The organism is Spirillospora sp. NPDC048911, assembly GCF_043198015.1.
Lineage (GTDB): Bacteria > Actinomycetota > Actinomycetes > Streptosporangiales > Streptosporangiaceae > Spirillospora.
In genome coordinates, this window is sequence record NZ_JBICUD010000004.1 from 485,362 (window position 1) to 510,154 (window position 24,793).

Below are 24,793 nucleotides of genomic sequence, written 5' to 3' on the forward strand. Positions count from 1 at the left end.
ACACCATGGCACGCGCGGGGCTGACCGCTGAACGCCTGACCCGGGCGGCGGCGGACCTGGCCGACGAGGCCGGCTTCGAGAACGTGACGATCTCGGCACTGGCTCGCAGGTTCGGCGTCAAGGACGCGAGCCTGTATTCGCACGTCAAGAACCTGCACGATCTCAAAACGAGGGTGGCGGTGCGGGCCCTCACCGACCTCGCCGACAGGGCCGCCGCCGCGCTGGCCGGCCGCGCGGGCAAGGACGCCCTGGCCGCGTTCGCGGGCGCCTACCGGGACTTCGCGAAGGAACACCCGGGCATGTACGCGGCGGCGCGGTTCCCGCTCGACCCGGAGACGCCGGGGGCAGGCGCCGCGCGCCGGCACTCCGAGCTGACCCGGGCGATCCTCCACGGCTACGACCTGGAGGAGCCCGACGAGACCGACGCGGTGCGGCTGCTCGGAAGCATGTTCCACGGCTACGTGAGCCTTGAGGCCGCCGGCGCGTTCAGCAACCACCCGCGCCACGTCGACGCCTCATGGTCGAGGGCCATCGACGCCCTCGACGCGGCCTTGCGCAACTGGCCCTGACCGCCGGTCCTGCGCAACTGGCCCTGACTGCTGCTCTTGCGCGACTGGCCTGGCTACTGGCCGAAGCTGCCGACCAGGGCCTCCACCCGGTCGCGCTTGGCGTAAAGATCCCAGAAGCCGTCGGCGAACACGTCGGGGTGGATCACCTCCGGCTCGAACCCGAGCGGCTCGGTGGCCGACATGATGCCCTGGTGCGGCACGCTGCCCTCGATCAGCGCGCCGACGTTCACGGCGCCGACGTACACGCCCTTGTCCGCCAGCGCGCCGTTGAGGTTGTAGAAGTAGTTGCGCAGTGCGGCCTGTGCCATGCCGATATTGCCGAGGAACGGCGTCGGATGGATGCCGGATTGGCCCGCGGTGAACAGGATCGCGCCGTCCCCGCGTTCGACCATGCCGGGCAGGACGGCCCGTACGAGAGCGACCCCTGACAGCAGGAAACGGTCGAGGATCAGCTGCAGGTTGGCGGGGTCGACGTCCAGCGCCCCCTCGATGCCGTCGCCCATGTTTCCGCCGCCCGGGCTGAACTCCACGACATCGATCTGGCCGAATCTCTTCGTAATGGCCGCGACGGCGGCCTCGATCTGCGCGCCGTCATAGACGTCGCCGGTGAAGCCCGCCGCCTCGATGCCGTCCCGGGCGAGCTCGGCGACGAGACGGTCGAGGTTCTCGGTGGTCCGGGCGACGAGCGCGACCCGGAAGCCTTCGCGTCCGAAGCGCCGCGCGAGGGACAGCCCGAGGACGGGCCCGGCGCCGAAGATCGCGAGTGTCTGGGGCATGGGAGGCTCCTTAAGTTGACTGTGGTCCCAACTTCTTGGAGCGTACGCATAAGTTGGGAGCATGGTCAACTTAGGTAGGATCGTCCCCATGTCTCGCACGAAGCCACTGCGGAGGGACGCGCAGCGCAACCGCGACCTGCTCGTCAAGGCGGCCCGGGAGCTGTACGCCGCGCGCGGGCTGGACGTGTCCCTCGACGAGATCGCCCGTACCGCCGGGGTGAGCAGCGGCACGCTGTACAACCACTTCCCCGACCGCGCCGACCTCGTCGAGGCCGTCTTCGCCGACCGCGCGGCCACGGTGGTGCGGATCGCCGAGAACTCCCTGGCGATGGACGATGCGTGGGCGGGCCTGGTCCATTTCCTGGAACGGGTCTGCGAGCTGCAGGCCGCCGATCGCGGCTACAACGACCTCGTCTCCCGCCGCGTCCCGCAGGCGCCCCCGACCGGCGACTTCCAGCGTGGATACACGCTGATGAAGCAGATCATCGAGCGGGCGCGCGAGTCCGGCGCCCTGCGCGACGACGTCACCCTCGAGGACATGGCCTTCGTGACCTGGGGCACCGCCCGCACCGTCGAGGCCACCGCCGGCAGCAGGCCGCAGGCGTGGCGCCGCCACCTGGCCCTCATGCTCGACGGTCTTCGCGCCACGGCGGCGCACCCGCTGCCGGAGCCGCCGCTGAGCCCCGACGAGCTGGCGACCATCATGCGCGAGTGCTGACGTCCAGGTGGACGGCCTGGTCGCCGATCAGGTGGCGAAGACCTGGGAGTCGTCGGCGAACGCCTTGAACTCCAGGGCGTTGCCCGCCGGGTCGAGCAGGAACATCGTCCACTGCTCGCCGGGTTCGCCCTCGAAGCGCACGTAGGGCTCGATGACGAACGTGGTGTCGGCCGCGCGCAGGCGGGCGGCGAGTTCGTGGAAGTCGGGGATGGTCAGGATGAGGCCGAAGTGCGGGACGGGAACGTCATGGCCGTCGACCGGATTGTGGATGCGCTGGGCTCGGGCCGGCGCGAGGTGGGTGACGAACTGGTGGCCGTGCAGGTTCCAGTCGACCCAGGTGTCGGCGCTCCGGCCCTGGTCAAGGCCCAGGACCTCGCCGTAGAAGTGCCGTGCGGCGTCCAGGTCGTCGACGGGCGTCGCCAGGTGGAACCGAGGGATCGCGGAGTCGGCATTGGTCATGATCTGCGTCCTTCCCTAAAGGCTGGATGACCTCAGCCTCGCAGGTCGCTCTCGGTGGGGACCGGGCCGCCTCCCTCGGGGATCCAGCGGCCGGAGTCGCGCCACTTCACCGCCTCGTGAAAACCGTGCGTGGCGGCGAACTCCTGGAACCAGCGGCCCTCCGGCGAGTGCCGGGTGATGCCGTCGAACAGGGTGGCCAGGATCTGCGTGCCGTGCAGGCCCATGTTGTCGTACGCCTGGTTGATCATCAGCTTCTGCATGACGAGCTGGTTGACCGGCACGCCGGCGATGCGGTCGGCCAGCGCCTCCACGCGGGCGTCGAGCTCGTCCGCCGGAGCCGACTCCAGCACCAGCCCCCATTCGGCGGCCTGCCGCCCGTCGATGGTGTCGCCGGTGAACAACATCCGCTTGGCGCGCTCGGCGCCGAGCCGGTAGACCCACATCGCCGTCGTCGGGCACCCCCACACCCGCGACGGCATGTACCCGATCCGCGCGTCGTCCGCCATGATCACCTGGTCGCAGGACAGCGCGATGTCGCTGCCGCCGGCCACCGCGTACCCGTGCACCCTGGCGATCGTCGGCTTCAGCGACCGCCAGAGGGAGAAGTAGTCATCGGTGTTGCGCTTCATCATGCGGTAGTCCTTGATCGGATCCCAGACGGGGCCCTGGTGGTCGACGCCCGCCTCCGCGTACTCCTTGAGGTCGTATCCCGAGCAGAACGCCCGTCCGGCGCCCCGCAGCACGATGACGTGGACGTCCGGATCCTCGTTGGCGCGTTCGACGGCCAGCGGCAGTTCCCGCGCCAGCCGGTGATCGATCGCGTTGAGCCGATCGGGCCGGTTGAGCGTCAGGTAGGCCTTGCGGTCCCTGACCTCGTAGGTCACGGTCTCGGGCTGCGCGTCATTCATCGGCGGTCTCCTTCCGGGCGAGGATCGTCCGGATGACGGTCGCCCATTGCTCCAGCAGCGGTTCCAGCTCGGCGGCCTCGCGGTAGAGGACGGCTGAAATGGCCATACCGCGCAGCAACTGGACGGTGAGATCGGCGACCATCGGATAGGCGGGCGAGGCGGTCACCTCGGGCCCGAGCACCTCGCCGATGACCCGGTACAGGTCCCGCCGGGCGGCGCCCTCCGCGCGGCGCAGCACCGCACGCAGCTCCTTGCTGGTCCGGGCCGCCGCCCACAGCTCCAGCTCGGCGGCGAAGGACGGGCTGGCGAAGGCGACCCGGAGCACCTGAAGACCCCGGGCGACGGGATCTCCGTTGGCGGGCGCCCCGGCCAGCTCTCGCCGGACGGCCTGCTCGTTGCGTTCGACCAGCTGAGCGATCGCGGCCCCGAACAGGTCCTCGCGCGAGGGGAAGTGATGCAGCAACGCCCCGCGGCTCACCCCTGCCCGCCGTTGCACCGCCAGCGTGGTGCTCGCCGCGTACCCCTCCTGGATCAGCGACTCCACCGCGGCGTCGACGAGGCGCTGCCGCGTCGCCTCCCGCTGGACGTCCCGCTTGGTCATCCCCGCCCTTTCACCGTCAAGCCTGACTGTGAAGGGGAGCATCTCACAGTCAACACTGACTGTGAAGGGGTGCCGAACGATCGCCGAGAGGCCGGGCCCGGCTACGATGTGATCATGAAGCGAAGGACGGCTGTGGTCTTCGACGTTCTGGGCACATTGGTGGATCAGGCCGGCAGCCTGGAAGAACGCGTGTGCGCGGTGGCCGGGATCGAGGCCGGCGCCGCGGCGGACGTCGTGCGCCACTGGTTCGAGCACGTCTCGGCGCAGGAACGCGCGATCAACAAGGGTGAGCGCGCGTTCGCGTCCAGCCATGAGCTGGATGCCGAGGCCCTGCGCCGGCTGGTCGGCGAAGGGCTGCTGCCTGCCGCTTCCCTGGCCGGGCTCGCCGACGCGTCCGAGTGGTTGCGGCCGTGGCCGGACACCGTCGGCGGCCTCGACCTCTTGGCGGCCGACCTCACGGTGCTCGGCCTGTCGAACGCGAGCCGCCGCGTCCTGACCGGGCTCAGCGGCAGGTCCGGGCTGCGGTGGCACCAGGTGCTGTCCGCCGAGGACGCGGGCACCTACAAACCGGCTCCGGGAATCTACGAGCTGGCGATGGCGAGCGTGCCCGCCGGCTCAGGCCCGCCGTTCATGGTGGCCGCTCACGCCTGGGATCTGCGAGCGGCCGCGGCCGTGGGCATGCGGACCGCGTACGTGCCCCGCCCCCACGGCGACACGCCCGGTCCGGACGACGCGTTCGACCTTCATGCCACCAGCCTCCAGGACCTGCACGCACAACTGCTCGCCCTGACCGAGAACACCTGAGGCAGGCCGCCTGGTCAGTCCGCGGCCCGGCGGATCTCGTCCGCGTCGCGGTCGGCCTCGAACCGGGGCCGGCCCGCGTTCATGTGGCGGCGCGCCCGCACCACGAGCTGCCGGCACGCCGCCTCCGGCCGGCCCACGGCCGAGGCGACCTCGGGGTAGCCGAACGCGAACACCTCCCGCAGTACGAAGACCGCGCGTTCCAAGGGGCTGAGCCGTTCGAGCCGCAGCAGGGCCGCCATCGACACCAAGTCGGTCAGTTCCGCCGAACCTCGCGGGTCGTAGGAGGGCTGGAACTCCTCGGTGCGGGTCACGCCAGCTCCTCCTTGAAGCCCTGCCGCCACGACGGGTACCGCAACTCCCAGCCGAGCTCGGTCTTGGCCTTGGCGTTGGAGAAGCCACGCCCCTCGGTCATCATCACCACCGCCACCTGCCCCGCCAGCGGCCGGGCCAGCCATGCGGGAACCCGCATCGGCCGCTTGGCGCCCGCGCACTCCGCCAGATAGGGCAGCCACTCACTCGCCGGGGCCGGTTCGTCGTCGACGATGTCGAACACGCCCCGCGCCTGCTGCTCCACCGCAAGCACGGTCGCGCTCGCGGCGTCGTCCAGGTGCACCCACGAGCAGTGGCCGGCGCCGCCCCCGACGACCGGGAACTGGCGCTTGCGGACGGGCTCGACCAGATCCTCGGTGGCGCCCGGCCCGTAGAACCACCCGTATCGCAGGACCGCGCCGCCGGCTTTGCCGACCGCGTCCTCGACGTGGGCGAGCGCCGCCATCCCGGGCTCCGCCGCCGTGCCCGTCATCGGGTCCAGCGGGTCCTGCTCGGTCTTCACCCGGCCGCCCTCCCGGATGCCGTTCCAGGACGCGTAGCTCTGCGCCACGAAGTTGGTCACGCCGGTCGCCTCGGCGGCGGCCAGCAGATGGTCGGTCCCCTCGGTCCGCAGCCGGTTGGTGCCGGCGAACCACCGATCCGCGTGCTTCATGTCGGGCTTGCCGGCATGCGCAACCGAGATGGCGGTCATCTGGTGCACGATCGCCTCCGGACGGGCCCGGGCCACCGTCTCGCCGACCGACACCGCGTCCAGCCCGTTCATCACCACGCCGTCCGCGCCGAGCTCGGCCAGCAGGCCGAGCTTGGCCGCGCTGGTCGTCGTGGCTGTCACGTGGTGTCCCCGCGCGACCAGCTGCGGCACCAGCCGCCGTCCCAGCACCCCGGTCCCGCCTGCCACGAACACCCGCATGGTCATCACCCTCCTGATCAGAACCTGTCTCGCACCTGAGACGGGACGGCTCGGCGATCTGTGACATGCGAGCGGAAAGCCACCGGAGAAAGATCATCCGGCGGCGCGCTCAAGCAGGCGGCGCCTGCCTACAGCCAGTCGTGTTCGCGTGCATATCTGCCTCGTGGCGGGTCCGCGTCTTCTGCATGGCTTTGGAGAGGTAGTTGCGCACGGTGCCTTCGTCCAGGTGAAGCGATGTCCCGTCCTGCGGCTCGATCTTCGCGCGTGACCGGCGCCTGCGAGACTGTGGGGGTGTGGCGACCCGAAGGAGGGCCATGTCAGCGCGACGTCCCACGTTGGAGGAGGTCGCCGTCCGGGCGAAGGTGAGCCGCGGCACCGTGTCGCGTGTGATCAACGGCTCCGCCAGGGTGAGCCCGCAGACCCGGGCAGCGGTCATGAAGGCAATCGACGAGCTCGGCTACGTGCCCAATCACGCAGGCCGCACGCTGGCCGCCCGGCGCACAGGTGTGGTCGCCCTGGTGCTGTCGGAGGAACAGGCGCGGCCGTTCGAGCAGCCGTACTTCGGTGAGATCCTGCGCGGCATCAGCTCGGCGTCCAGCGCGGCCGGGCTCCAGCTGATGCTGACCTTCACACACTCGCCCGCCGACCGCGCACGCCTGGCAGATGATCTGCGCACGCAACGCGTGGACGGCGTCATGCTGATCTCGCTGCTCCACAGAGACCCTCTTCCAGGCCTGCTGGCGGCCGGCGGCATACCGACCGTGCTGGGCGGCCGTCCAGCCAACCCGGCCAGCTACGTCGATGCCGACAACAAGGGCGGAGCCCGGCGGGCCACCGAATATCTGATCGGCCAGGACCGCAAACGCATCGCCACCATCGCCGGCCTTCCTGACACTGCCGTGGGCATCGACCGGCTCGACGGATACAGGCAGGCCCTCTCCGGCGGCCCGGAACTGGTGGCCCGCGGCGACTTCAGCGAGACCGGCGGCGCCACCGCCATGCAGGAACTACTCGAACGCGAGCCATCGCTGGACGCGGTGTTCGCCGCGTCCGACAACATGGCCGTCGGCGCTCTGCACGTACTCCAACGGCATGGACGACGCGTCCCGGACGACGTCGCCGTCATCGGCTTCGAAGACTCACCCATAGCTCGCCGCGCGGACCCGGCGCTCACCACCGTCCACCAGCCCACCGAAAGCATGGGCCGCCAGATGGTGGAGATGCTGCTCACCCGGATCCACGGCACATCGACGGCCAACGGACAGGTCATCTGCGAAACCAACCTGGTCATCCGCGCATCAGCCTGACGCGGCCCGGTCGCCAATGATTGCTGGCGATCTTTCAATGAGAGGGACCAGAATCACGGTCGGATAGGAGGTGCTGAGTTTATGAATTTCCAGAATGACGTGGTCGCCACGGGCACATGGGAATACGCCGCCTCTGTTCAGAAGCCCGTCTTCATCGTTCGTCTCAACTACGATTTCTGGTACGAGATCGCAAAAGAAGATGGTCATCTCGAGCCCGACGAGCAGCCGAGGCTCAACGATGAGGGAAACATCTATTACGTATCCTTCCATGGCATTCATCGCGATGGAACGTTCTGGCCGGACTCAGGCGGGAACTTGACCATCGAGGATGCGAAGGCGGCCGCTGAATCAAAGTTGCCCTCCGATATCACATGGTCGACACCCTAAAGAAGCTGGACCACCACGTGCGACCGCAGCACTGATAAAGCTGACTCCTTGTTTGCGGGCCCCACGTGCATAAGCTTGTGGACCTGATCCATGGCCGGGGCGCCTTGCGGCCTAATATTTGCGCACTACAGTGGATCGACCGGGCACACCAGCCGCACCTGAACGCGACCTAGATCTCCACCGCCTTGCGGATCTGCCATCTCGGTGATTGGGTGGACGGGGTAGCACCCTCGTTCCCAATACATGCTGTTCCGCAACCAGGGTTCGTGAGGGATGGACGCCATTCAGCATCGTTGGATGACGCAGGCCATTGTCCCATTGCCGCGTAGAAGTGCTCTCGGTGGGCTAATGGTGAGCGCTGTACTGAGTTGCCTGAGTTCAGCGCTGCCACTCGGCCACCGTCCGCCTCCCTCGGCTGTTGAGCGGACGGCGCCCGTATCCGCACAGCAGACGGGGTGAGATATGACCGACCGAGGGGTTGATCGTGGCCTCGCTGGAATGCGGTCGCGATCTGAAGTGCTCTAGCTCTCCTTATGGGGCGAACCCTGTGGTGAGTTGGCTGAGCACGGCGCGCTCACCGCAGCGCTGGCAAGGCGTCTGGCGCTCACTTCCGGGTGCCGCCGGAGAACGAGTGGGACGAACGGCTGCGTTCCGTCCTGCACGCTCTCTACCTGATCTTCAACGAGGGGTACACGCCGCGAGTTCAGGCTCTGCACCGCGCCGACCTCGCCAGGGAAGCCATCCGCCTCACCCGCGCTGTCCTCACCCTGCTGCCCCGCGACGGCGAGGTCGCCGGGACCATGGAGAGGTTGCTTCTCCGCAACCCCAGCGGCTGGCCCTCCGTTGGCCTCCTCGTCCAGCCCGGACGCGTCCGGGTCCCCCAGCGCGCCGTGGTTGCGGACGGCCTCCGGCGCGGGCCGCGAGCGGTCGGCGCCCCGGGATCGTCATCGCCGCTGCCCCGCGCCGGCGGCGTCGCCATCATCTAACTTCTGCAAACGAACATTGTCGTAAGTTAGAGCGCCACGTTTTCTGAACCTTGTTATTTTCCGGAAATAGAAATCCGAAAAATATAGGCTGGCCAGTGTGAGTGAAGTTGAGACTGAGACCCCGGTCGGCGAGCGGCCTTGCCGGTATTGCGGGCAGGCCGTGCCCCAGCGCACAGGACGTGGACGGCCGCGGGAATACTGCTTGCAGAGCGACTGCCAGGCGCGGGCCAAGCGCGAGCGTGAGCTAAGACGGGCCACTCCGGGGCTGGAGGGCGCGTTGGCACGGGCCGAGGATCTCTACGAACGGATGGAGCAGGGGTTGACTGCCGCCCTCGCTCCCCTGGCCCAGGCGCTGGACGCCGAGTTCTCTCCGCGCGGTGTCGAGGCTCAGATCACCGCCGTCCGCGCCGAGTCGCAGGCGCAGGTCGCGGCGGCCCTCGCCGCACGTGAGGAGACCGCCGAACGGGCGGAACGAGCGGAGAAGGATGCCGAGAAGGCCAAGGAACAAGCACGGACGGCGAGGCAACGCGCTCAGCAGGCCGAAAAGCAGCGCGAGGAGGCGGAGCAGGCGCGCGCCGAAGCAGATGCCGAGCTGGCGACCACCAAGACCGAGGCGGAACGCGCGATAGCGGCGGTGCGAGAGGAAGCCGACCGCCTCGTACGCGAGGCGCGGACCGAGGCGGCCCGGGTCCGTGACGAGGCCACGGCACTGCGCGCCGAGTTGGAGAGCGCGCGTGCGGACGCCTGGAAGGCCCGGCGAGCCGAAGCGGCCGCGGCCGAGGAAACGAGCAAGGCGCGGGCCGAACTGGAAAGCCTGCGTGCCGACCTCAGCGAAGCGCGACGAGCCGAAACTGCCGCGCTGAAAGCGGCGGATCAGGCTCGCGCTGAACTTGAAAGCGTGCGTACGGACCTGGGCTCGGCGCGGCGGGCTGAGGCGGCCGCGCTTGAGGCGGCAGGCCAAGCGCAGGCTGAACTTGAGAGTGTGCGGGTGGACATCAGCGAAGCGCGACGAGCCGAGATGGCGGCGGTTGAGGCGGCAGGCGAGGCGCGGTCCGAGCTCGAGAGTGTGCGGGCGGACGTCCGGGAGGCGAGGCAAGCCGAGGCGGCCGCGGTCAGGGCGGTGGATCAGGCTCGCGCTGAACTTGAAAGCGTGCGTGCGGACGCGCGGTTGGCAGAGGCGGCGGCGGACAAAGCGCGCGGGGAACTGGAAAGTGCGCGTGCGGACGCGCGGGAAGCTAGGCAGGGGGAAGCGGCTGCGGTCAGGGAGGCGAGCAACCTGCGCACCGGCGCGGAAAGGGCTCGGGAGGCGGCGGGTGAGGCCGAGCGGGTGCGGGCCATGGCCGAGGCGAGGGCGCAGGCTGCCGAAGAGTCGCGGGGACGGGCCGAGGCGCGCATGCGCACCGCCGAGGAGCGCGCCAGCGAACGCGACGCCGCCAGGGCGGAGGCCGAGCAGGCGAGGCAGCATGCCGTCGCACGGGTGGAAGCGGCCAGGGAGGAAAGCACTGAGATGCGTGCTCTGCTTGAGCGGCTTCGAGGCGAGGTCGCTGACGTTCGGCTTGAATTGCGCGCGGAGCAGACCCGCAACGCCGAGCTCGCCCGGGAGCGTGACGCGGCTCGGGAAGAAGCGTCAGCCCAGCGGGAACGTGCAGTGGCAGCGGAGCTGCAACAGCGGCTCGGAGGTCGCGGCAGTAGCACCTGACGGTCTTCTACAGCGAGTCTTTCGGTGCACGGTCGGTCGGGTGGCCCCGGCTGCGTTTCCCGAGGCCGTGATGCTACGCGGGCGACGCAACCCCCGAACCGGGCAAACGTTCGCTGCCACGGCAATGGTGAGTGCGTCGGCTGAGACGTGGGTGTAGTAACCACGGAGGTGTGGCGATGTCGGTGCTGTTTCGGCGGCTGATCTCCCCTGGTCGATCCAGAATGCGACGGCCCAGTGTCGAAGGTTGGGGCCGCGCCGGCTTCGGCGCGCGGTGAACCGGCTGGACGACTAGATGCCGGTCAAGTCGAGTATGAACAGCAGGCTCATCCTTGTCGGGAGTCGGCGATTCCTTTGGGCGGTGGCCGGGGTCTACATGGTGGGAGGCGCGGCCCGGCAGGTGGGCCCGTCCGTACTCCGAGAAGAGAGGCTGATCGCCGATGAGCATTCCCGTGACCATGCGCGCGCTGCGGCAGACGTCCCTCAACGGCCCGCAGGACATGCGCCTCGTCACCGACGTGCCGGTGCCGAGTCCGGGCCGGGGCGAGGTTCTGATCCGGGTCGGCGCCGCCGGTGTCAACTTCGCCGACGTCTCCCGGGCCCACGGCACGTTCGCAGGCGGCCCGCGCCCGCCGTACCTGGCGGGTTTCGAGGCCGCCGGTGAGGTCGTCGCGTTGGGCGAGGCGGTGACCGGCCCGCAGCCGGGGGCCCGCGTCGTCGGCGTCGGAGCCGGCGCTTTCGCCGAGTACATGGTGTTGCCCGCGGCCGGGGCGATGCCGGTGCCCGCCGGCTGGACGGAGCGGCAAGCGCTGGGCCTGGTCGTGAACTGGCCCACCGCGCTGGCGGCGCTCAGGCCGCTGGGGGGCGTCACCGCGGGGCAGACCGTGCTGATCCACGCGGCGGCGGGCGCGACCGGGCAGGCCGCGGTCACGATGGCCAAGCATTACGGCGCGACGGTCATCGCCGTTGCTTCCCCGAACAAGCACGACACAGTGCTGGCGTTGGGCGCCGACCACGTCCTGGGCGGAGGCGACATCGCCGCCGAGGTGCTGCGGCTGACCGGAGGTACCGGCGCCGATGTGGTGCTGGAGTCGGCGGGCGGCACCACCTTCGGTGCCAGCCTGGCGGCGGCCAGGCGGGTCACCGGCCGTGTCGTCGTCCTCGGCGTGGCGGGCGGCGAAGCCTCGATCACCAACTGGGAGCTGGTCTACGAGCACCAGGTCCACATCATCGGCTTCAACCTCGGCGTGCTGATCCAGGCCGCGCCGCAGGTCTTCGGTGAGGTCATGGGCGAGCTGTCCGCGCTCATCACCGCCGGCGTGCTGGCCCCCGGCCGTCCCACCGCGTACGACCTGGCCGACGGCCCGAAAACGCTCGCGGAACTGGAGGCCAGGGCCACCATCGGCAAGCTGGCCCTGCTGCCCTGACATTCGCTGCGCACCAAGGAGCCGAACCAGATGACCGAGCAGGCGGCGCGATTCGTGATGTACGACACCCCGTCCGACGTCGACGCGTTCGAACGTCACTACAACGATGTCCACGTCCCGCTGGCGAAACAGTATCCGGGCCCGCGCCGCTGCACACGCAGTCATGAGCCGGCAGCCGTGATCGGCGAGCCGTGCTACACGGTCGTGATGCTGGACTGGGACGACATGGCCGCGCTCGGGTCCGAGGCCGGCCGCCGCGCCGCTGAGGACGCCGCGGTGAACCTGACCCGCCTCGCGGCCTTCCGTGGCATGACCCTTCGGCTCGGCGAGGTCTGATCGCGGATGTCACCGCTGCGAGAGAGGCTCGGCGGCGTCGCCACACGGACCACGTGCTGCGGTACCAGGCTCCCGGCGTGACGGCGCAGCTGCGGACGGCACCGGATCAAGACCGGTTCACCGCCGAGACCGAGCGGTTCCGCCGGGAGCTGCTGGCGCACTGCTACCGCATGGTCGGCTCGGCGCACGATGCCGAGGACCTGGTGCAGGAGACCTATCTGCGGGCGTGGCGGTCCTATTCCCGGTTCCAGGGCCGGGCATCGATCCGATCCTGGCTCTACCGGATCGCCACCAACGTCTGCCTGACGGCGTTGAAGCCGCGCCCGATCCGGATGCTGCCCTCAGGCCTGGCCGGACCGTACGACGGCCCCGATCGCCCGCCGAATCCCGTCGCGCCGGGCGAGGTCTCCTGGCTGGAACCGCTGCCGGACGCATGGATCGCCCCATCCGCCGGTGACCCGGCCGCGATGGTGATCGAACGCGAGTCGCTGCGGCTGGCGCTCATCGCCAGCCTGCAGCACCTGCCCGCCCGCCAGCGCGCGGTCCTCATCCTGCGCGAAGTCCTCGCGTTCTCCGCGGCCGAAACCGCGGAAATCCTCGACACCACCACGGCTGCGGTCAAGAGCGGACTGCAGCGCGCCCGTGCCCGGCTCAACGAACTGGAGCCCGAGCCAGAGGGTCTGCTCGAGCCGACCGACGAACGAGCACGTGCGCTGCTCGACGGCTACATCGCGGCCTTTGAGCGCTCCGATGCTCGCCTGCTGGAACAGGTCCTGCGCACCGACGCCACCCTGGAGGCGACGCCGTTCCGCGACTGGCAGGCGGGCCGCGCCATGTGCCTCCACATCCTCGACGCGTACGTACTGGGCGCACCGGGCGACTGGCGGATGATCGCCACCACCGCCAACGGCCAACCCGCCGCCGTCGTGTACCACCGGAACGACGACGGCGTGCTCCGAGCCGACGGCGTCGTGGCGCTGGCCGCCACCGCCACGGGCGTCTCGCGCGTTGTCAAGTTCCACGATCCCGCGCTGGTCGCGACGTTCGGCTTCCCGCACGTGCTCACGCGCTGACCCGCCAACGCAACCAGCCTGCTCTCCTTGCCGGCTGGTGGTTCTACTTCGGGTTGAGGGTTGTCGTTGCGGTCGCCTGGTCGGTGGGGCCATCGCGGCTGAAAGTCTCCGGGGCCGCTTCAACGGAACCCTTGAAGTCATGGATCTCGAAGACAAGAAATCGCATGTCAGGAGCCGGTGGTGGACGCTGGCGGTGGTGAGTGCGGCGCAGCTGCTGGTGGTCCTGGACGGGACGATCGTCAACATCGCGCTGCCGTCGGCGCAGCGGGCGCTCGGGATGTCGGACGGGAACCGGCAGTGGGCGATCACCGCCTACGCGCTGGCCTTCGGCGGGCTGCTGCTGATCGGCGGCAGGGTCAGCGGCGTGCTCGGTCACCGGCGCGCGTTCCTGGTGGGGCTGGCAGGCTTCGCCGCCTCGTCCGCGCTGGGCGGCGCGGCCACGGAGTCGCTGATGTTGTTCGGGGCGCGAGCGTTGCAGGGGGTGTTCGCCGCTCTGCTGGCGCCCGCCGGGTTGTCGCTGCTGGCGAGCACCTTCACCCGGGCCGGTGAACGCGGCCGGGCGTTCGGGGTGTTCGCCGCCGTCGGTGCGGCGGGGTCGGCGGTCGGCCTCATCGCCGGGGGTCTGCTGACGGAGTACCTCAGCTGGCGGTGGTGCCTGTACATCAACGTTCCCATCGCGCTGGTCGCCGTGCTGGGGACGATGACGCTGGTGCCGGCGGACCGGCCGACGCGGGGACGGCTGGACGTCGCCGGAGCGCTGCTCAGTCTCACCGGGGTGGCCCTGCTGGTGTACGGGTTCAACCGGGCCGAGCCGCTCGGGTGGGGCTCGGCCGAGGTGCTCGCGCTGCTGGCCGGTGGAGTGGTGCTGCTGGCCGCGTTCGTCGCCGTCGAGGTTCGCGCGTCCCATCCGCTGCTGCCGATGCGCGTGCTGCTGCACCGTGGGCGGGCCGCCGCGTTCGTGGCCATCACACTGATGTTCGTGGCGATGTTCGGCTTCTACCTGTTCATGAGCTACTACACCCAGACGGTGCTCGGCTACTCGCCCGTCCAGGCCGGTCTGACGCTGATCGTCAACGCGCTGGCCGTGCTGGCCGGGTCGATGCTCATCCGCGGGCGGGCAGCGCTCGTCCCTGGGCTGCTCGCCGCGGCCACCGGGATGTTGATTCTCACCCGACTGACCGCCGGCAGTGATCATGTTTTCGCCCTCTATCTGCTTCCCGCGCTGGTGCTCACTGGGGTCGGCCTCGGCTGTGTCATGCCGCCCACGGCGAGCATGGCCACTGAAGGCATGCGGGGCCACGACATCGGTGCCGCGTCCGCCGCCTACAACGCCGCCCAGCAGTTGGGGGCGGCGCTGGGCACCGCGCTGCTCAACACGCTGGCCGCCAGCGCCACCGCGTCCTATCTGGCGTCCCACCGGAACGCGGAGCGTGAGGCGACCGTGCATGGTTACACCACGGCCCTGATGGTCGCGTTCGGCATCCTGCTTGCCGCGGCGGTCCTCACCGCCGCGCTGCTCATGCGGCGAAGAAATTCCGGAACGGATGTCGAGAGCGGGGACGCCGGATCCGACCTCTGGGACGAGGCGCCCGCGGGGGCGCCACGAACGGAGGTCTGATCATGGGGAGTCCAGTGGTGCACTTCGAGATCATCGGGGCCGATCCGGCGCGGCTCCGGGCGTACTACGGTGAGCTGTTCGGATGGGAGTTCCAGGTCGGCGACGCGCTGTCCGAGGAGGTCTCCCGGCCGGGCGAGTACGGGTTCGTGGAGAGCGGGATCAACGGAGGCGTCGGCGGCGGCGCGGGCTACGAGAGCCGTGTGCTGTTCTACGTGGGCGTCCCCGACGTCGAGGCGGCACTGCGGGAGGCGGAGCGGCTCGGCGGGAGGCGGCTGATGGGCCCGGTGGGCGCAGCGGACTTCTCGGTCGGGCACTTCACCGATCCCGAGGGGCACCTGATCGGCGTCGCGGGCCCGAAGGAGGCGAAATGAAGTATCTGCTGCTGATCTACAGCAACGCGGAGAACTGGGAACATCCGATCTTCCTGCGGCATCCGGAGTTCCTCGCGCTGCCGCGACGGGAACGCGACGAGCTGATCCGGCGGTTCGAGGATCTGTTCAAGGAGATCACCGAGTCCGGGGAGCTGGTCGTCGGCACCGCGCTGGCCGATCCGGCCACCACCAGGACCGTCCGGGTGCGCGAGGGCGTCGCGGCGACCACGGACGGGCCGTACGGCGAGGCGAAGGAGCAGCTGGCCGGCTACTTCGTCCTCGACTGCGACGGCCCGGAGCGGGCGGCCGAGATCGCGGCGAAGTTCCCCGACGCGCGCTTCGCCGCGCTGGAGATACGGCCGATCATGGACCTGTCCGGTCAGGAGATGTGAGCACCGCGGCCGAGGCCGGGGACCTGCTGCGCCCGCTGGCACCGCGGGTCCTCGCCGCGCTCGTGCGCCGCTTCGGGCATTTCGAGACGGCCGAGGACGCGGTCCAGGAGGCGCTGCTGGCCGCCGCGACGCAGTGGCCCGAACGCGGCGTTCCCGACCGTCCGGACGCCTGGCTGATCAGGGTGGCGTCGCGCCGGATGACCGACCTGCTCCGCGGCGAGTCGGCGGGCCGGCGACGACAGGAGAAGGCCGTCGCACAGGCCTCGCCCGACGAGCTCCTCGCGCCGGCCGCCGACACCGAACTGCTGCGCGGCGAGGACGACACGCTCACGTTGCTCCTGCTCTGCTGCCATCCCAGCCTCACCCCGGCCTCGCAGATCGCGCTGACGCTCCGCGCGGTGGGCGGCCTGACCACGGCGGAGATCGCCCGCGCGTTCCTGGTCCCCGAGGCGACGATGGCGCAGCGCGTCAGCAGGGCCAAGCAGCGCGTCAAGGCGTCCGGCGCCCGCTTCCGGATGCCGCCGGAGAACGAGCGGGACGAGCGGCTGCGTTCGGTCCTGCACGTCCTCTACCTGATCTTCAACGAGGGGTACACCGCGAGCTCGGGCCCCGACCTGCACCGCGCCGACCTCACCAGGGAGGCGATCCGCCTCACCCGCACCGTCCTCGCCCTGCTGCCCCGCGACGGCGAGGTCGCCGGGCTCCTCGCGCTCATGCTCCTCGTCGACGCGCGCCGCCCGGCACGCACGCGCGGCGACGGCGCCCTGGTGCCGCTCGCCGAGCAGGACCGCACCCGCTGGCACCGGGAGTCCATCGACGAGGGCATCGCCCTGATCACCGGGACACTCCCCCGCGCCCGCCTCGGGCCCTACCAGTTGCAGGCGGCCATCGCCGCCGTCCACGCCGAGGCCGCGACCGCCGCCGACACCGACTGGGCGCAGATCGTCGCGCTCTACCAGCTGCTCGATGGCATGGACCCCAATCCCGTCGTCACCCTCAACCACGCCGTCGCGGTCGCGATGGTGGACGGTCCGCACGCCGGTCTCGCCCTCCTCCAGCCGCTGGACGCCGACGACCGGCTGTCGGGTCACCATCGGCTCCACGCCGTGCGGGCGCATCTGCTGGAGATGGCCGGTGACCAGGAGGGCGCCCGGACCTGCTACCGGACGGCCGCCCGCCTGACCACCAGCCTCCCCGAACAGCGCTACCTGCAAGCCCGCGCAGACCGCCTCACGCCGTAGCGCCGCCTCGCGCCATAGCGCGGATCCTCCTCACCAGGTCACTCACCGATCATGGTGTGCCGGTGCATGGCCTGGGCCGCACCGCATGCCGGTCGATGATCTGGGGCTCAGTTGCGGATGGGGTAAATGTGGAGCTGGGAGGTGCCGAGCGAGCCGCAGCCGGCGCCGCGGGTACGGTCGATCGCCCGCCCGCTGGGCGCGACCAGGGTGATCGAGAATGTGCCGGATCCCGGGCAGCGGCCAGGGGTGGTGACCCGCACGGTCTGGCCCGCTCGCAAGAGCTGTCGCAGGTCGAGTGGATCCCGCACCAGGGTTCCGTTGCGTGCGGTGAGATCGTTGGCCGGCTCGCCATCGCCGTTGGCCGGTCAGCCGCCGTTACGCCGTTCTGAGTGCCTCAGTGGGGGGCATTCGGGCTGCGCGCAGCGCGGGGAGCAGGCCCGCCACGGCGCCGATGATGATGGCCGCGCCCAGGCCGCCGCCCCAGGCCAGTACCGGGACGACCGCCGCCCAGCCCTTGACGGTCGCGTACACCACCGTGGCGGTCACGCCGAGTGCGACGCCGACGGCGCCGCCCAGTGCGGCGAGCAGGACCGCCTCGGACAGGAACTGCAGGCGGATGCCGCCCCGGGTGGCGCCCAGGGCACGCCGGAGACCGATCTCCGACCGGCGTTCCAGCACGGAGATGACCATGGTGTTGGCCACGCCGATCCCGCCGACGAGCAGCGCCACCGCGCCGAGCCCGAGGAACAGCCCGTTGAGCGCCGACTCGGCCGCGGCCCGCGCCACCAGCGCGGAGGAAGGCTGGCTGACGCGCACCTCACCGGCGTTCCTGGGGTTGGCGGTCGCGCCCAGCAGCCGGTGGACGTCCTCGACGTGGCCGGTGCGCGCCCGCACATAGATCATCGACGGATGCCCGTCGAAGTCGAGGTACTTCCGCGCGGCCGGGTAGCCGACCAGCACTGACGAGTCGACCTCGGGTGACAGCGTCGCGGGGGCGAGGATGCCGCTGACGTAGAACCACTGGCCGCCGACCCAGATGCGCATCCCCGGGTGGACGCGGGCGATGCCCAGCCGCTGGGCCGCCGCCGAGCCGAGGACGGCCACCGGCTGGGTGGCGGTCGCCGCGTTCAGGTACCGGCCCTGGGCGACGGTGGTGCGCACGGCCGCGGGCAGGTCCAGGCTGGCCGCGTTGACCGTCAGCGCGTTGGTCTGCAGGCCCGGGATGAGCGGGCTGCGGAACGCGTTGACCTTGGTGTCGCCGGTGCTCTGCACGGCCTCCACGGTGGGGATCCGCCCGATCATCCCGGGTGCCTCGATCGGCAGCCGGGCGTCGTTGCCGGTCAGTGACTGGCCCGGGGCGATGGTGAGGAGGTTGGTGCCGAGCTTGTCGATCTCGGCGAGGAGCCCGGCCTGGGACGAGGCCGACAGCCCCAGCACCGCCACCATCGCGGCGACGCCGATGGCGATGCCGAGCGCCGACAGTGCGGCGCGCGTCCGGCGGGTGCGCAGGCCGACCGCGGCGACCCGGGCCAGGTCGGCCGGATGCAGCCGGCCGGGAACGGGAGTCGTGGCGGTCATGGCAGCCGCCTTCCTGCGAGCAGCGGCGCCGCGGTGACGTCGGCGACGATGCGGCCGTCGAGCACCTCGATGCGGCGCGGGAGCCGGGCGGCCAGCTCGCGGTCGTGGGTGATCATGATGATGGTGGCGCCCTCGGCGTTGAGTTCGGTGAGCAGGTCGTGGACGGCGGCGCCGGAGACGCTGTCGAGGTTGCCGGTGGGCTCGTCGGCCAGCACGATCGCCGGGTCACCGGCCAGGGCCCGGGCGATCGCGACGCGCTGGCGTTCCCCGCCCGACAGCTGCGACGGGCGGTGGTCGAGCCGGTGGGCCAGGCCGACGCGTTCCAGGGCGGTGGCGGCGGCGCGCATCCGTTGCCGGTGCCGGACGCCCGCGTACAGCAGCCCGTCGGCGACGTTCTCCACCGCCGTGGCGTGCTCGGCCAGGAAGAACTGCTGGAAGACGAAGCCGATCCGTTCGGCCCGCAGGCCAGCGAGCGCGCGGTCGGACATCGCGGCGGCGTCGTCGCCGAGGATCCGCACGGTGCCGGAGGTGGGCCGGTCCAGCGTGCCCATCACCTGCAGCAGAGTCGACTTGCCCGAGCCGGACGGCCCGACGATCGCCACCAGATCACCGCGATGAACGGTGAACGTGGCGTCCTTGAGCGCCGTCACGGGGACGGCGCCCGGATAGATCTTGGATACGTTCTCCAGTTGGAGCACCGGCTCACTCGCGTCGGTCATGAGGCCGGTACCACCACGTTCTGCCCGGCCGCCAGGCCCTTGCCGCTGACCTGCACCGTGCCCGCGCTGTCGTCGAACAGCCCGGTGGTCACGGGGATCAGCCGATGCGCGCCGTCCGTCGCGACGACCTCGACGCAGTAGCCGCCGCGCGCCTGCGCCAGCAGCGCGTTCACCGGGACCGACAGCACGTCCTTCGCCGTCTCGGTGACGATCGAGACCTGGACCGGCGCCTGGTCCAGCATGCCGGTCTCCCTGGGCCTGGACGGCCTGATCCGCACGTCGACGGTCGTGGTCTTGTCGCCCTTCGTCGCGACCTTGCCCACCGAGGAGACCACTCCGGGGGTGCTCTTGCCGCTGGGCAGGGAGATGGTCACCTTGTCACCGGCCGCCACCTCGCCCTGCCGGCCGGCGTGCAGCGAGATCGTGATCTGCCGCCGGGTCGAGGAGGCCCGCAGGACCACCGCGCCGCGCGCCGCCGCACCACCCCGCACCGCGCTGATCTTGGTGATCCTGAGCGCGGTCTCCGGGACGAAGACGGCCTGCCCGCGCGCCAGGACGCCGGTCTCGGTCAGGCCCGCCTTGTCTTGCAGCTTGCGCAGGGCGTAGTAGGTGGCGGTTCCGAAGTAGTCGGAGCCGGGGTCGATCTCGGCTTTCGTGGCGTATCCCAGCGCGACGAGTGAGGCGTTCAACTGCCGGACGTCGGCGCCTTTGCTGCCCTGCGAAAGATCGCGGTAGACGGGGACGGCGCCGCGCAGCAGGATCACCGGCTTGCCGTCGACCCGGTAGAGCACCCTGCCCTGGCGGATCACCTGGCCCACGGCGGGCAGCCTGGTGATGGTGCCGCCGGCCTGGTTGACGACGTCATAGGTGCCCGCGAAGCCCAGCGTCCCGTTCTCCTGGGTGCGGGCCGCCAGCGTTTCCCTGGTGACCTGGGCCAGCCCGGTCGCGCTGGTCCCCTGGAGCGGCGGGTCCTCGGGCCGCATGCCGAACGGGTCGGCGATGACGGCCCCGGCGCCCGCCGCGATCAGGACACCGGCGGAGACCATGATCACCGGCCCGGTCCGGCGCCGCCCGCCCCGGGATCGCCGTGGCGGTCCCGCCTCCGGGCGGTCAGGTGCCGTGCCGGGCCCGGCGTTCAAGGAGGGGCCGGTATCCCTGGCGGGTTCGATCTTCCTGGGGTGTTCGGTGTTCATCGCGTCGTGGCGTGTTTCGGTGGTCATCAGTTCTCGACACGCATCGGGCCCTTGAAGCCGGTCTGCTTCTGACAGGCGTCCATGGCCGTCCGGTACTGCGGCGACTCGCGGTCGACGTCCTTGAGGTGGAAGACGCCCTTGCCGTCGGGGTCGGGGAAACCGGAGACGCCCTTGGCCCGCATACAGCCGGCCAGTTTGACGGCCCCTTCGCGCGCCTGCGGGTCGTTCTCGGTCGGTTCGGCCGGCAGCAACGGCTTGCACTTTGCGTCGGCGGCCTTGTACTTGGGATCGTCGGCGTCGAGATTGGTGGAGAAGCCCACGCCGTGCCCGCCCGGGTCGACCTCGGGATCTGGGAAGTCCTTGAGTCCGTTGGCGCGCATGCATTTCGAGTACGCGACGTGCTTGGCCACGAGCTCCGCCTGGGAACCGGTCGCCCCGGCACCGCCGTTCGCGGCCCCGGCGTTCCGCTTCTCGCCGCCGGAGCAGGCGCTCGCGCCGAGAACGAGCCCGAAGATCGCCGTCGTCACCACCGCGAGGCGTGCTGCGCGCAGTCCGGCCGTGTGTGTCGCTGCCATGTCGTCCCTCACTACTCGGTCCCTGGTTGTCAGAGGCCGTTCTACGCAGGAGGCGCTAACACGGGCCCAACGTGATCCGTTATTTCGTTGTTAGGCCCGATGAGGCATTCTTGGGCCGTGTTCCACCTGCCACGACGCACCATCCGGATGCGTCTCGCCCTGCTGTACTTCGGGGTCTTTCTCGGCTCGGGCGCGATCTTGCTGATCGTCATGATCGCCTTCTACCAGGGCGCCTCGGTCTCCTCTCCGGTCGACCCGGGTGCCGTTCCCCCCGCGCATCCCGCACCCGGTTCACCTGGCGCGCCCGGCTCGTTCGAGGAGGGCCGGAACGATTCCGAGCTGGGCCAGCTGCTGGCCGCCGCGGGGTTCGCGCTGGCGTTCATGGCGGTGGTGTCGCTGGTCCTGGGCTGGCTCGTCCCGGGCCGGTTCCTGCGGACCCTGCGCACGGTCACCACGAGCGCGCGCCAGATCTCGGCCACCAACCTGCACGAACGGCTCGACCTGCCCGGACCCGAGGACGAGCTCAAGGAGCTGGGCGACACGTTCGACGATCTTCTCGCCCGGCTCGAGCGGTCCTTCGAGTTCGAGCGGCGGTTCGTCGCCAACGCCTCCCACGAGCTGCGCACGCCGCTGGCGACCATGCGGGCGTCGCTCGACGTCGCGATGGCCAAGCCCGGGCCGCTGCACCCGCAGACCGTCACCCTCGCGGGCCGGATCAGGCACGAGCTCGACCACGTCGACCGGCTGCTGGAGGGATTCCTGGCGCTCGCGCGCGCCCAGCACGCCCCCGTCGCCGACGAGTCGACGCTGGCGCTCGGCGCGGTCGCCGCGGCCGCGATCCGGCACCGCGCCGACGTCATCGCCGACCTGGACCTCCGGGTGGATCAGGAGCCGAGCCCGCAGGCGCGGGTCCGGGGCAGCGAGACCCTGCTGTCCCGCCTGGTCGAGAACGTGATCGACAACGCCGTGACCCACAACCGGCCCGGCGGCTGGATCCGTGTCCGCACCGCCGCGCGGGGAGCCGGCGCCCTGCTCGTCGTCGAGAACGGTGGCCCGGTCCTCGCGCAGGACGACCTCGCCGAGCTCACCCAGCCGTTCCGCCGGCTGGGAGCCGACCGCACCGGCTCCGACCGGGGCAGCGGGCTCGGGTTGTCGATCGTCGACGCCATCGCCGAGGTCCACGGCGGGACGCTCGACCTCCACGCGCTGCCCGACGGCGGCCTGCGCGTGACCGTCACACTGCCGCTCACGCAGACGGACGTCGACGCAAGCGCGGCCATCGGGGTGGACGCATGAGGGTGCTGGTCGTGGAAGACTCGCGCGCACTGGCCGACGTCGTCGCCGAGGGGCTCCGGGACCAGGGCATGGCCGTCGACGTCTCCTATGACGGGCTCGACGCCGCCACCAAGCTCGACGTCCCCTACGACGTGGTGGTGCTCGACCGCGACCTTCCCGGGCTGCACGGCGACACCCTCTGCCGCATGATCACCGAGGCGGAACGGCCGGTGATGGTGCTCATGCTGACCGCGGCGGACTCCCCCGGCGAGCGGGTCAGCGGCCTGAGCCTGGGCGCCGACGACTACCTGGCCAAGCCGTTCCACTTCCCCGAGCTGGTGCTGCGGGTGCGGGCGCTCGCCCGCCGCCGCCCCGGCGCCCGCGCGCGCGTCTTCCGGGCGGCGGGCATCGAGCTCGATCCGGTGCGCCGCACCGTCCTGCGCGACGGCCGGATGCTCAATCTGTCGGTCAAGGAGTTCGGGGTGCTGGAGGCGCTGCTGCGCGCCGCGCCCGCGTTCCTCAGCGCCGAGGACCTGCTCGACCAGGTCTGGGACGAGCACGCCGACCCGTTCACCAACACCGTCCCGGTGACCGTCGGCCGGTTGCGGCGTAAGCTCGGCGATCCGCCGGTCATCACGACCACGCCCGGCGTCGGCTACCGCATCGCCGAATGACCCGCGCCGCCGGAGGCCCGCCGGCAGTCAGCCGCCGGTGCGGGGCACGACCAGGCCCGACTCGTAGGCCGTCACGACCGCCTGGACGCGGTCGCGCAGGCCGAGCTTGCGCAGCACGCGGCTCACGTGGGTCTTGACGGTCTCCTCGCCGACCATCAGCCGCGCGGCGATCTCGGTGTTGGACAGGCCCTCGGCGACGAGGCGGAGCACGTCGGTCTCGCGGGGCGTGAGCGCGCCGAGCGACGGCGCGACCGGGCGCGGGCGGAGCCGGGCGAACTCGCCGATGAGCCGGCGCGTGACGCTCGGCGCGAGCAGGGCCTCGCCGGCCGCCGCGACCCGGACGGCGTCGAAGAGCCGTTCGGCGGTGACGTCCTTGAGCAGGAACCCGCTGGCGCCCGCGACGAGCGCGTCGTAGACGTGTTCGTCGAGGTCGAACGTGGTCAGCATGACGATCCGCGGTGACGGGCCGTCCCCGGCCGCCGCGGTGATCTGGCGGGTGGCCTCGATGCCGTCCATCGAGGGCATCCGCACGTCCATCAGGACGACGTCGGGGTTCTGCTCGCGGCAGGCCTCGATCGCCGCGCCGCCGTCGGCGGCGGTGCCGACCACGGTGAGGTCGGGCTGGGTCTCCAGGAGGGCGCTGAAACCGGCCCGCACCACCTCCTGGTCGTCGACCACCACGACACGGACCAGCGCGCTCACAAGTCGTCCTCCGTCCTGGCCGGAAGCGTCGCCTCGACGAGGAACCCGCTGCCGGGCGCCGGTCCGGTGCGCAGCTCGCCGCCCACCGTCGCGACGCGTTCGCGCATGCCCAGCAGCCCGTGCCCGCTCTCCCGCCCGTCCGGTCGCCGCCCGCTCTCCGGCGGGCGCGGGCCGGGGCCGTTGTCACGGACGCGCAGCCGCAGCGCGCCGGCGTCGTAGTGGATCTCGACGTCTACGGCGGCGCCGGGGGCGTGCCTGCGGGCGTTGGTGAGCGCCTCCTGCACGATGCGGTAGGCGGCCAGCTCGACGCCGGGGTCCAGCGGCGCGGCCCGCCCGCGCAGGATGAGCCGGGCGGCGACACCGCCGGACTCGCGGGTCTCGTCGATGAGCTCCAGCAGCTGCTGCAGGGTGGGCTGCGGCCGCCGGGTGGGTTCGGCTCCGGCGTCCTCGCGCAGGACTCCCAGCAGCCGGCGCATCTCGGTGAGCGCCGTGCGGGCGGTGTCGCCGATGGCGAGCAGGTGCTTGGCGCCGTCGGGCGGCATCCCGGGCACGGCGAGCCGGGCGGTCTCGGCCTGGACGGAGATCATCGAGATGTGGTGGGCCACGACGTCGTGGAGCTCGCGGGCGATGCGGGCCCGCTCGCCGCGCGCGGTGAACTCCATGAGCGTGCTCTCGATGGCGCGTCTGGAGGCGTCCCGTTCGGCCGCCTCGGCGCGCGCCCGCGCCACCTTGCGGCGGATCACCAGGTACCAGGCGGCGGTCACCGCGGCGACGCCGGTGGCTAGCGGCGACCAGTAGAACGGGACCGACAGCAGCGTCGCGCCCGTGACCGTCACGGCGGACGCGAGCGCGTACCGGCCGGTGAACGCCACCGGCACGGTCGCGCACAGGGCGAGCAGGATCGCGACCGGCAGGTTCGCGCCCACCCCGGTGCGGGCCACGGCCTCGGCGAGCGCGATCACGCCGAGCACGGCCCCGGCGATGGCGGGGGCGCGGCCGCGCGCCGCCTCGAGCAGCTTCACAGCTTCATTGTCACCGACCGGGACGGGCCGCCGCGTCCCCCTGATCAGCCGTCCGCCCGTCCCCCGTGAGAGGGACGCGGCGGCGGCCCGTCCCCCGGCCCGCACGGGCGAAGATGGCCCCGGTGCGGGACGACAGCGGCGGCGCC

At 71.2% G+C, this 24,793-nt stretch carries 28 protein-coding genes and 2 pseudogenes; 16 read left to right on the plus strand and 14 right to left on the minus strand.

The genetic code is table 11. The features are described from left to right. Positions 1-5: 5 nt before the first annotated feature. Positions 6-569: a TetR/AcrR family transcriptional regulator gene (locus tag ACGFNU_RS20480; RefSeq protein ID WP_392595716.1), complete on the plus strand. Its 564-nt coding sequence runs from the start codon at positions 6-8 to the stop codon at positions 567-569. A 53-nt stretch (positions 570-622) separates the two neighbouring features. Here the strand turns inward: ACGFNU_RS20480 and ACGFNU_RS20485 are convergent, their stop codons facing one another. Further along, a complete protein-coding gene (locus ACGFNU_RS20485; protein ID WP_392595718.1) occupies positions 623-1,345 on the minus strand; it encodes an SDR family NAD(P)-dependent oxidoreductase in 723 nt (240 codons plus the stop codon). 88 nt (positions 1,346-1,433) lie between these two features. On the opposite strand from ACGFNU_RS20485, the gene ACGFNU_RS20490 reads away from it, so the two are divergent. Then, positions 1,434-2,063 (plus strand): TetR/AcrR family transcriptional regulator, encoded by a 630-nt coding sequence (locus ACGFNU_RS20490; protein ID WP_392595720.1) that lies wholly within the window; start codon positions 1,434-1,436, stop codon positions 2,061-2,063. A 27-nt stretch (positions 2,064-2,090) separates the two neighbouring features. On the opposite strand, the gene ACGFNU_RS20495 is transcribed toward ACGFNU_RS20490, so the two are convergent. The 3 genes from ACGFNU_RS20495 to ACGFNU_RS20505 are packed head-to-tail and all read right to left on the minus strand — an operon-like array spanning position 2,091 to position 4,031. Next, positions 2,091-2,522, minus strand: coding sequence for a VOC family protein (locus ACGFNU_RS20495; protein WP_392595722.1), 432 nt, complete (start codon positions 2,520-2,522; stop codon positions 2,091-2,093). A gap of 32 nt (positions 2,523-2,554) precedes the next feature. After that, positions 2,555-3,430, minus strand: a complete 876-nt coding sequence (locus tag ACGFNU_RS20500; protein ID WP_392595724.1) for a crotonase/enoyl-CoA hydratase family protein — start codon at positions 3,428-3,430, stop codon at positions 2,555-2,557. After that, positions 3,423-4,031 (minus strand): TetR/AcrR family transcriptional regulator, encoded by a 609-nt coding sequence (locus ACGFNU_RS20505; protein ID WP_392595726.1) that lies wholly within the window; start codon positions 4,029-4,031, stop codon positions 3,423-3,425. Before ACGFNU_RS20505 ends, ACGFNU_RS20500 begins: the two co-directional genes overlap by 8 nt. Before the next feature lie 114 nt (positions 4,032-4,145). Here ACGFNU_RS20505 and ACGFNU_RS20510 point away from each other — a divergent pair, with 114 nt between their 5' ends. Beyond that, positions 4,146-4,835, plus strand: coding sequence for a haloacid dehalogenase type II (locus ACGFNU_RS20510; RefSeq protein WP_392595728.1), 690 nt, complete (start codon positions 4,146-4,148; stop codon positions 4,833-4,835). 47 nt (positions 4,836-4,882) lie between these two features. On the opposite strand, the pseudogene ACGFNU_RS20515 reads toward ACGFNU_RS20510, so the two are convergent. From ACGFNU_RS20515 to ACGFNU_RS20525, 3 genes and pseudogenes are all read right to left on the minus strand, one after another. Next, positions 4,883-5,116: pseudogene (locus ACGFNU_RS20515) on the minus strand (sigma factor-like helix-turn-helix DNA-binding protein); the annotation flags it as partial. 26 nt (positions 5,117-5,142) lie between these two features. Further along, positions 5,143-6,081: an NAD-dependent epimerase/dehydratase family protein gene (locus tag ACGFNU_RS20520; RefSeq protein WP_392595730.1), complete on the minus strand. Its 939-nt coding sequence runs from the start codon at positions 6,079-6,081 to the stop codon at positions 5,143-5,145. 122 nt (positions 6,082-6,203) lie between these two features. Next, a pseudogene (locus ACGFNU_RS20525) lies at positions 6,204-6,307 on the minus strand (DNA-binding response regulator); the annotation flags it as partial. 82 nt (positions 6,308-6,389) lie between these two features. Here ACGFNU_RS20525 and ACGFNU_RS20530 point away from each other — a divergent pair. The 11 genes from ACGFNU_RS20530 (at position 6,390) to ACGFNU_RS20580 (ending at position 16,909) form a co-directional block, all read left to right on the plus strand. Further along, positions 6,390-7,382: a LacI family DNA-binding transcriptional regulator gene (locus ACGFNU_RS20530; RefSeq protein WP_392595732.1), complete on the plus strand. Its 993-nt coding sequence runs from the start codon at positions 6,390-6,392 to the stop codon at positions 7,380-7,382. Between the two features lie 81 nt (positions 7,383-7,463). Next, a complete protein-coding gene (locus tag ACGFNU_RS20535) occupies positions 7,464-7,769 on the plus strand; it encodes a hypothetical protein (protein WP_392595734.1) in 306 nt (101 codons plus the stop codon). Positions 7,770-8,383: 614 nt separating this feature from the next. Next, positions 8,384-8,755 (plus strand): DUF6596 domain-containing protein, encoded by a 372-nt coding sequence (locus tag ACGFNU_RS20540; protein ID WP_392595735.1) that lies wholly within the window; start codon positions 8,384-8,386, stop codon positions 8,753-8,755. A gap of 277 nt (positions 8,756-9,032) precedes the next feature. Further along, entirely contained in the window at positions 9,033-10,454 is a 1,422-nt protein-coding gene (locus tag ACGFNU_RS20545; RefSeq protein WP_392595737.1) for a hypothetical protein, read from the plus strand. A gap of 437 nt (positions 10,455-10,891) precedes the next feature. Further along, positions 10,892-11,878 carry a zinc-binding dehydrogenase gene (locus ACGFNU_RS20550; RefSeq protein WP_392595739.1) on the plus strand — a complete coding sequence of 329 codons (987 nt, stop codon included), beginning with the start codon at positions 10,892-10,894 and terminating at the stop codon, positions 11,876-11,878. A 30-nt stretch (positions 11,879-11,908) separates the two neighbouring features. Next, positions 11,909-12,214 (plus strand): EthD family reductase, encoded by a 306-nt coding sequence (locus tag ACGFNU_RS20555; protein WP_392595741.1) that lies wholly within the window; start codon positions 11,909-11,911, stop codon positions 12,212-12,214. Between the two features lie 77 nt (positions 12,215-12,291). Next, positions 12,292-13,287, plus strand: a complete 996-nt coding sequence (locus ACGFNU_RS20560; protein WP_392595742.1) for a sigma-70 family RNA polymerase sigma factor — start codon at positions 12,292-12,294, stop codon at positions 13,285-13,287. 139 nt (positions 13,288-13,426) lie between these two features. Further along, complete coding sequence (locus ACGFNU_RS20565; RefSeq protein ID WP_392595744.1) at positions 13,427-14,905, plus strand: MFS transporter; 1,479 nt, start codon at positions 13,427-13,429, stop codon at positions 14,903-14,905. A 2-nt stretch (positions 14,906-14,907) separates the two neighbouring features. Continuing rightward, a complete protein-coding gene (locus ACGFNU_RS20570; protein WP_392595746.1) occupies positions 14,908-15,276 on the plus strand; it encodes a VOC family protein in 369 nt (122 codons plus the stop codon). Beyond that, entirely contained in the window at positions 15,273-15,668 is a 396-nt protein-coding gene (locus ACGFNU_RS20575) for a YciI family protein (RefSeq protein WP_392595748.1), read from the plus strand. The genes ACGFNU_RS20570 and ACGFNU_RS20575 overlap by 4 nt, the downstream gene beginning before the upstream one ends. Continuing rightward, positions 15,665-16,909 carry an RNA polymerase sigma factor gene (locus tag ACGFNU_RS20580; RefSeq protein WP_392595750.1) on the plus strand — a complete coding sequence of 415 codons (1,245 nt, stop codon included), beginning with the start codon at positions 15,665-15,667 and terminating at the stop codon, positions 16,907-16,909. Before ACGFNU_RS20575 ends, ACGFNU_RS20580 begins: the two co-directional genes overlap by 4 nt. Positions 16,910-17,016: 107 nt before the next feature. Here the strand turns inward: ACGFNU_RS20580 and ACGFNU_RS20585 are convergent, their stop codons facing one another. The 5 genes from ACGFNU_RS20585 to ACGFNU_RS20605 all read right to left on the minus strand — a co-directional run bounded on the left by ACGFNU_RS20585 (position 17,017) and on the right by ACGFNU_RS20605 (position 20,974). Beyond that, positions 17,017-17,217 carry a hypothetical protein gene (locus tag ACGFNU_RS20585; RefSeq protein ID WP_392595752.1) on the minus strand — a complete coding sequence of 67 codons (201 nt, stop codon included), beginning with the start codon at positions 17,215-17,217 and terminating at the stop codon, positions 17,017-17,019. A 67-nt stretch (positions 17,218-17,284) separates the two neighbouring features. After that, complete coding sequence (locus ACGFNU_RS20590) at positions 17,285-18,487, minus strand: ABC transporter permease (protein WP_392595754.1); 1,203 nt, start codon at positions 18,485-18,487, stop codon at positions 17,285-17,287. After that, the gene (locus tag ACGFNU_RS20595; RefSeq protein WP_392595756.1) at positions 18,484-19,206 is read right to left on the minus strand and encodes an ABC transporter ATP-binding protein; all 723 of its coding nucleotides are present in this window, start codon (positions 19,204-19,206) and stop codon (positions 18,484-18,486) included. The genes ACGFNU_RS20590 and ACGFNU_RS20595 overlap by 4 nt, the downstream gene beginning before the upstream one ends. Continuing rightward, complete coding sequence (locus tag ACGFNU_RS20600) at positions 19,203-20,426, minus strand: peptidoglycan-binding protein (RefSeq protein WP_392595758.1); 1,224 nt, start codon at positions 20,424-20,426, stop codon at positions 19,203-19,205. The genes ACGFNU_RS20595 and ACGFNU_RS20600 overlap by 4 nt, the downstream gene beginning before the upstream one ends. Then, positions 20,426-20,974, minus strand: a complete 549-nt coding sequence (locus ACGFNU_RS20605; RefSeq protein WP_392595759.1) for a hypothetical protein — start codon at positions 20,972-20,974, stop codon at positions 20,426-20,428. Before ACGFNU_RS20605 ends, ACGFNU_RS20600 begins: the two co-directional genes overlap by 1 nt. Before the next feature lie 147 nt (positions 20,975-21,121). Here ACGFNU_RS20605 and ACGFNU_RS20610 point away from each other — a divergent pair, with 147 nt between their 5' ends. Both ACGFNU_RS20610 and ACGFNU_RS20615 read left to right on the plus strand, forming a co-directional pair. Continuing rightward, the gene (locus tag ACGFNU_RS20610) at positions 21,122-22,270 is read left to right on the plus strand and encodes a sensor histidine kinase (protein WP_392595761.1); all 1,149 of its coding nucleotides are present in this window, start codon (positions 21,122-21,124) and stop codon (positions 22,268-22,270) included. Continuing rightward, positions 22,267-22,923 (plus strand): response regulator transcription factor, encoded by a 657-nt coding sequence (locus ACGFNU_RS20615; RefSeq protein ID WP_392595763.1) that lies wholly within the window; start codon positions 22,267-22,269, stop codon positions 22,921-22,923. Before ACGFNU_RS20610 ends, ACGFNU_RS20615 begins: the two co-directional genes overlap by 4 nt. A gap of 27 nt (positions 22,924-22,950) precedes the next feature. Here the strand turns inward: ACGFNU_RS20615 and ACGFNU_RS20620 are convergent, their stop codons facing one another. Together ACGFNU_RS20620 and ACGFNU_RS20625 are read right to left on the minus strand one after the other, a co-directional pair. Continuing rightward, a complete protein-coding gene (locus ACGFNU_RS20620; RefSeq protein WP_392596494.1) occupies positions 22,951-23,616 on the minus strand; it encodes a response regulator in 666 nt (221 codons plus the stop codon). A 5-nt stretch (positions 23,617-23,621) separates the two neighbouring features. Beyond that, positions 23,622-24,647 (minus strand): sensor histidine kinase, encoded by a 1,026-nt coding sequence (locus ACGFNU_RS20625; RefSeq protein ID WP_392595765.1) that lies wholly within the window; start codon positions 24,645-24,647, stop codon positions 23,622-23,624. Positions 24,648-24,793: the final 146 nt, after the last annotated feature.

Excerpts from the sequence above, each read along its gene's own strand:
- ACGFNU_RS20480 (WP_392595716.1), top strand. The coding sequence starts at position 6 with ATGGCACGCGCGGGGCTGACCGCTGAACGCCTGACCCGGGCGGCGGCG.
- ACGFNU_RS20485 (WP_392595718.1), bottom strand. The coding sequence starts at position 1,345 with ATGCCCCAGACACTCGCGATCTTCGGCGCCGGGCCCGTCCTCGGGCTG.
- ACGFNU_RS20490 (WP_392595720.1), top strand. The coding sequence starts at position 1,434 with ATGTCTCGCACGAAGCCACTGCGGAGGGACGCGCAGCGCAACCGCGAC.
- ACGFNU_RS20495 (WP_392595722.1), bottom strand. The coding sequence starts at position 2,522 with ATGACCAATGCCGACTCCGCGATCCCTCGGTTCCACCTGGCGACGCCC.
- ACGFNU_RS20500 (WP_392595724.1), bottom strand. The coding sequence starts at position 3,430 with ATGAATGACGCGCAGCCCGAGACCGTGACCTACGAGGTCAGGGACCGC.
- ACGFNU_RS20505 (WP_392595726.1), bottom strand. The coding sequence starts at position 4,031 with ATGACCAAGCGGGACGTCCAGCGGGAGGCGACGCGGCAGCGCCTCGTC.
- ACGFNU_RS20510 (WP_392595728.1), top strand. The coding sequence starts at position 4,146 with ATGAAGCGAAGGACGGCTGTGGTCTTCGACGTTCTGGGCACATTGGTG.
- ACGFNU_RS20520 (WP_392595730.1), bottom strand. The coding sequence starts at position 6,081 with ATGACCATGCGGGTGTTCGTGGCAGGCGGGACCGGGGTGCTGGGACGG.
- ACGFNU_RS20530 (WP_392595732.1), top strand. The coding sequence starts at position 6,390 with ATGTCAGCGCGACGTCCCACGTTGGAGGAGGTCGCCGTCCGGGCGAAG.
- ACGFNU_RS20535 (WP_392595734.1), top strand. The coding sequence starts at position 7,464 with ATGAATTTCCAGAATGACGTGGTCGCCACGGGCACATGGGAATACGCC.
- ACGFNU_RS20550 (WP_392595739.1), top strand. The coding sequence starts at position 10,892 with ATGAGCATTCCCGTGACCATGCGCGCGCTGCGGCAGACGTCCCTCAAC.
- ACGFNU_RS20555 (WP_392595741.1), top strand. The coding sequence starts at position 11,909 with ATGACCGAGCAGGCGGCGCGATTCGTGATGTACGACACCCCGTCCGAC.
- ACGFNU_RS20565 (WP_392595744.1), top strand. The coding sequence starts at position 13,427 with ATGGATCTCGAAGACAAGAAATCGCATGTCAGGAGCCGGTGGTGGACG.
- ACGFNU_RS20570 (WP_392595746.1), top strand. The coding sequence starts at position 14,908 with ATGGGGAGTCCAGTGGTGCACTTCGAGATCATCGGGGCCGATCCGGCG.
- ACGFNU_RS20575 (WP_392595748.1), top strand. The coding sequence starts at position 15,273 with ATGAAGTATCTGCTGCTGATCTACAGCAACGCGGAGAACTGGGAACAT.
- ACGFNU_RS20590 (WP_392595754.1), bottom strand. The coding sequence starts at position 18,487 with ATGACCGCCACGACTCCCGTTCCCGGCCGGCTGCATCCGGCCGACCTG.
- ACGFNU_RS20595 (WP_392595756.1), bottom strand. The coding sequence starts at position 19,206 with ATGACCGACGCGAGTGAGCCGGTGCTCCAACTGGAGAACGTATCCAAG.
- ACGFNU_RS20600 (WP_392595758.1), bottom strand. The coding sequence starts at position 20,426 with ATGACCACCGAAACACGCCACGACGCGATGAACACCGAACACCCCAGG.
- ACGFNU_RS20605 (WP_392595759.1), bottom strand. The coding sequence starts at position 20,974 with ATGGCAGCGACACACACGGCCGGACTGCGCGCAGCACGCCTCGCGGTG.
- ACGFNU_RS20610 (WP_392595761.1), top strand. The coding sequence starts at position 21,122 with ATGCGTCTCGCCCTGCTGTACTTCGGGGTCTTTCTCGGCTCGGGCGCG.
- ACGFNU_RS20615 (WP_392595763.1), top strand. The coding sequence starts at position 22,267 with ATGAGGGTGCTGGTCGTGGAAGACTCGCGCGCACTGGCCGACGTCGTC.